3 protein-coding genes and 2 pseudogenes are annotated in these 4769 nt (G+C 69.3%); all 5 read right to left on the bottom strand.

Translation table 11 applies throughout. The features are described from left to right. Positions 1–125, bottom strand: a pseudogene (locus tag AB0O29_RS34140) (ATP/GTP-binding protein); the annotation flags it as partial. Next, the gene (locus AB0O29_RS34135; protein WP_365159804.1) at positions 106–660 is read right to left on the bottom strand and encodes a DUF742 domain-containing protein; all 555 of its coding nucleotides are present in this window, start codon (positions 658–660) and stop codon (positions 106–108) included. The gene AB0O29_RS34135 and the pseudogene AB0O29_RS34140, both read right to left, overlap by 20 nt. A gap of 93 nt (positions 661–753) precedes the next feature. After that, positions 754–1167, bottom strand: coding sequence for a roadblock/LC7 domain-containing protein (locus AB0O29_RS34130; RefSeq protein WP_030037347.1), 414 nt, complete (start codon positions 1165–1167; stop codon positions 754–756). Positions 1168–1177: 10 nt separating this feature from the next. After that, complete coding sequence (locus AB0O29_RS34125; protein ID WP_365159801.1) at positions 1178–4375, bottom strand: nitrate- and nitrite sensing domain-containing protein; 3198 nt, start codon at positions 4373–4375, stop codon at positions 1178–1180. Positions 4376–4667: 292 nt separating this feature from the next. Further along, positions 4668–4769: pseudogene (locus AB0O29_RS34120) on the bottom strand (ATP-binding protein); the annotation flags it as partial.

The following is a 4769-nucleotide window of genomic DNA, read 5'->3' as shown; positions in this document are numbered from 1 at the left end:
AGCGGGTTGATCTCGGAGACCGCGCCGACGAACGTGGTCTTGCCCACGCCGAAGCCGCCCGCCACCACGATCTTCGCGGAGGTGGTGGAGCGAGCCGCTCCGCCGTTAGAGCTTGCGAAGTCCACTGAGCACCCTTTCGAGCAGTGTCACATCTGGCTGACCGCCCGCGGACTCGTCGCCGCCGGGCTGGTGGATGGCGACAAGGCCCGCCTCCGCCAGGTCGGCTACGAGGATGCGGGCGACACCAAGAGGAATGGAGAGAAGTGCCGAGATCTCCGCTACGGATTTGATCTCCTGGCACAGGCGGCAGATGCGCTGGTGCTCGGGCAACTGCCCTTGCAGCCGGGCGGGATCCGCCGTGGTACTGACCAGCGCCTCGATGGCGAGCTGGTAGCGCGGCCGGGTACGGCCGCCGGTCATCGCGTACGGACGCACCAGCGGGTTGTGCGCCTTGGGAGCCTGCGGCTGCGAGGCCCGGGGGGGCTGCTGCGGAAGCCGGTGGGGCGCCTGGGGCTGCTGGGGCTGGCCGTACGGTTGCTGCGCGTAGGGGTTCTGCTCCGGCATCGGCCGGCTGGGAGAGGAGGGGAAGTTGAAGCGGTTCTGGTCGTGCCCACCCTGCGGCTGCTGGCCGCCATAAGGATGTCCTCCGGGTGTTGTCACGTTTCCTCCTCCGACTCCAAGAACGCAGTACTCCCTGTGGAACCGCGCCACCGCACCCTACGGTGCGATGACGCGAAACGCACTGCCTGTTTGCTAGTTGAGAAGGCTTCCCTGCAGCTCCGCGCGCAGGTCCGGGGTGAGGACACTGCCGGCGCGGTCCACGAGGAGGGCCATCTCGTAGCCCACGAGGCCGATGTCGCACTCGGGGTGCGCGAGCACCGCCAGCGAGGACCCGTCGGAGACGGACATGAGGAAGAGGAATCCCCGGTCCATCTCCACCACGGTCTGGTTGACGGCGCCGCCCTCGAAGATGCGGGAGGCTCCGGCGGTCAGCGAGGTCAGACCGGAGGCCACGGCCGCCAGCTGATCGGCGCGGTCGCGCGGGAATCCGTCGGACATCGCCAGCAGAAGGCCGTCGGCGGAGACCACCACCGTGTGGGACACACCGGGGGTGTTGTCCACGAAGTTGGTGATCAACCAGTTCAGGTTCTGCGCTGCCTGGCTCATCGCGCTCACACTAACGCTCCTGGTCATAGCTGTTACTTGACTGCTCGGAACCCGCGCTGCGTCCCTGCTGGACACCACGGCGCAGGTTGCTCAACCTGCCGCGCACGTCCTCCGGGGCGCGGGAGACCTGGGGGCCGCCCTGCGGGGTCGTCTCCGCAGCGCCCTCGACCAGGTTGGCCTTGGGCACCCGCCGAGGGAGACCGGACGAGGTGACCCCGCCCGCCTTCGGCTCACGGAGCTTGCCGGCCTGCTGCCAGCGCTCGTCGTTCGTCGAACGCCAGCCCGATCCGGCCGTGTCGTCCTCCGGGGCCCCCTTCGGTTCGGCGGGCTGCTGCTGTCGCGGCGGCCGCTGCTCGAAAAGGGATCCGGTGGGCTCCGCTTCCTTCCGGTCCGAACCCCACTGCTGCTGGCTGCCGCGTCGCGGCAGGCCCGCTCCGGTCAACGCGTGACCGGCGTCGGCAGCGGCGCCCGGACGGTCGAAGCCTACGCGGTCCACGGCCGGTTCGGGAGCGGCCGGGGGTTCCGATTCGTTCCCGAAGTCCTGCTGGTAGGGCTCTGCGTAGGTGTTCTGCTCGGGCCATATGGCCTGCGGGGACTGCTCCGCGTAGCCGCCGTCGTACGGCTGTACGGGCTGCTGCTGGTCCTGGTAGCCGACTTCCGGATAGGCATATCCCTGCTCCGGGAAAGCCTCGTAGGACTGCTGCTGGGCCTGCTCCTCGTACGGGGCCTGGAAGCCCTGCGGGGAAGGCTGCTCGTACTCCTGGTACGGCTGGTACGCGTGCTCCGGCTGGGGTTCCGGATAGCCCTCGGCGGGGAACTGCTGCTGCTCCGCCGGGCGGCCCTGCTCCGGTCCGAAGTTGAGCTGCGCCTCCAGGGCGGCCCGGCGCTCCTCGCGGCCCAGGGAGCGCACGACCGGGTCGGCCGGCTTCTCCTGGCCGCCGGAGCCGTCGTAGGCCGAGTCGTCGAAGCCGAGCTCGGCGGCCGTGCGCAGCGGGGCGGCCTGCTGGGCCTGCTGCTCGGGGATGATCGAGGAGACGGTGAAGTCGTCGTCCGGGATGCCCTCGCCACCGCCACCGTGGGTGATGGCGTCGGGGAGCATGATCAGCGACGTGGTGCCGGCCTGCTCGCCCGAGGGGCGCAGCTGGACGCGGATGCTGTGGCGGTCCGCCAGCCGGCCGACCACGAACAGACCCATGCGCTGCGAGATCGCGGCGTCCACGGTCGGCGGGTTGGCCAGCTTGTGGTTGATGTCCGCGAAGTCCTCGGCGGTGAGGCCGATGCCCTTGTCGTGGATCTCGATCATCACGCGGCCGTCGGGCAGACGCGTGGCGTTGACCCGGACCTTGGTCTGGGGGGAGGAGAACGTGGTGGCGTTCTCCAGCAGCTCGGCGAGCAGGTGCACGAGGTCGGTCACGGCCTGGCCGTGGATCTCGGCCTCGGAGACGCCCGAGAGCTCGATGCGCTCGTACTGCTCCACCTCGGAGGAGGCGGCGCGCAGCACGTCGACGAGGGGGACCGGCTGGTCCCAGCGGCGGCCCGGGTTCTCACCCGCGAGGATGAGCAGGTTCTCGCCGTTGCGGCGCATACGGGTGGCCAGGTGGTCCAGGCGGAAGAGGTTCTCCAGCTGGTCCGGGTCGGCCTCGTTGTTCTCCAGGTCGGTGATGAGGGTCAGCTGGCCCTCGATCAGCGACTGGTTGCGCATGGAGAGGTTCGTGAAGATCGCGTTGACGTTGCCCCGCAGGAGCGCCTGCTCGGCGGCGAGGCGGACCGCTTCCCGGTGGACCTGGTCGAAGGCGCGGGCGACCTCGCCGATCTCGTCCTGGGAGTTGATCGGGATCGGCTCGACACGGGTGTCGACCTTGCCCGGGTCGGTGCGCGAGAGCTGGTCGACGAGCATCGGCAGGCGCTGCTCGGCGACGTCGAAGGCGGAGGTGCGCAGGCGCAGCATCGAGCGGCTCATCTGGCGGGCCATCATCGCGGCCAGGATGAAGGCGGCGAGCAGGGCCACGACCACGATGGCGCCGGTCAGGATGGCGTCCTGCTGGGCCTTGTCGGAGACCGCGACGGTGTCCTTGACGGCCTTGTCGAGCAGCTCCTGCTCGACCTCGGCGTAGCCGTCGAACTTGGCGGTGGCGGCGGCCTGCCAGGCCTGCGGGGTGACGCCGGCCAGGGCGAGCTTGGCGGGCTTGTCGCCGCCGGCTATCGCCTCGGTCATCCCGGTGAGGGCGGAGCCGTTGACCACGGGCGGGGCCTTGAAGGGCGTACCGGCCTGCTCGGCGGCCTGCTTGGCCTGGGCGAGCTTGGCGGCGCCCTCCTGGGACTTCTTGGCCATGACCTCCTGGAGCCGCTTGGTGTCCTCTTCGGTACCGGCGGCGACGTACTCGCCGGCGGCGATCTCTTCGAGGTAGGCGTAGGAGGAGAAGGCGACGAGCTGGGCCTTGCGGACGTTCTCGTCCTCGTTCGGGCGGACCAGCAGGTGCGTGCCGATGGAGCGCTGGAGCGAGTTGGCGGCCTTGGCCAGCTCGACGGCGTAGACCATGCGGCCGTAGCTGGTGACGTTCCCGGTGCCCAGGCCCAGTTCGTTGGAGAACTGCATCAGGTAGTGCTGGACCAGCACGTAGCCCTCTTCGGTCGGCACGGGGCCGGCGGCGGAGGGGAGGTTCTTCTTGGCGGTCTCCGGGACGGCGTAGGCCGTCTTGCGGACCTGCTCCAGCTTGGGCTCCTCCTGGCGGAAGAGTTCCAGGCGGCGCTCCAGGCCCTGCTTCTTGGGCATGTCCTTCACGGCCGCGGCGAACTTGGCCTTGGCCGCGTCGGTGGCCGCGTAGGCCTTCGTCACGGCCTCGTTGGTGCGGTCGCCCTTGAGGAGCGGTTCGGCGCTGAGGTCGCGCTCGTTGAGCAGGGCCTCGCCGTACTCGGCCGCCGCCTGGACGATGCGGACGGTCTTCTCGGCGTCCTTCGCCTCGTTCCAGGTGTCGATCGAGCCCTTCACCTGAAAGCCGCCCATGACCAGTCCGACGAGGACGGGCACGAGGAGGATGGCGTTCAGGCGCGTCGCCACCCGCCAGTTGCGCGGGGCGAGCTTGCTGGTGCTGCCGCCGCCCGAGGGTGGTTCCACGGGCACGTCGACGGGCGACGTGGCCGCTCGCGGCGGCGGGGTGAAGTTGCCGCGCGCGGGTTCATCCGCGGGGCTCGAGTTGCTTCGCCTCACTCGACCAACAACCTCTCGGCGGTGCTACTAGCTAGTTCGTTGAATTCCAGCACGATTAAGCGCCGTGCTCCAAACAGTTGGAATCAGCCATTCCAAGAGCCTTACGTCCCACATAAAACGGACATAAAGAGCGAGCTGCGGCAAAAACGGGGCCAGTTGTGCGCGCAGCGGCACCGGGCGAACGCATGCCGTGTCCGCCTGAGGGTAATTCTCTGTCGAAACGTTATGAACACCAGAGGCGGGCCGTGTCCTAAGACACAGCCCGCCTCCGCGTATCGCCCGGGTACCGCCGTTACTTCAGCCGTGCCATGAGGGCGTGTTCGACGAGGGTGATGAGTGCGCTCTTGGCGTCGCCGCGGTGGCGGGCGTCGGTGGTGATGATGGGTGCGTCGGG

It is taken from the genome of Streptomyces sp. NPDC089915 (assembly GCF_040684675.1).
Taxonomy (GTDB): domain Bacteria; phylum Actinomycetota; class Actinomycetes; order Streptomycetales; family Streptomycetaceae; genus Streptomyces.
This window is presented reverse-complemented; position numbering and strand designations above follow the sequence as displayed.

Excerpts from the sequence above, each read along its gene's own strand:
- AB0O29_RS34130 (WP_030037347.1), bottom strand. The coding sequence starts at position 1,167 with ATGAGCCAGGCAGCGCAGAACCTGAACTGGTTGATCACCAACTTCGTG.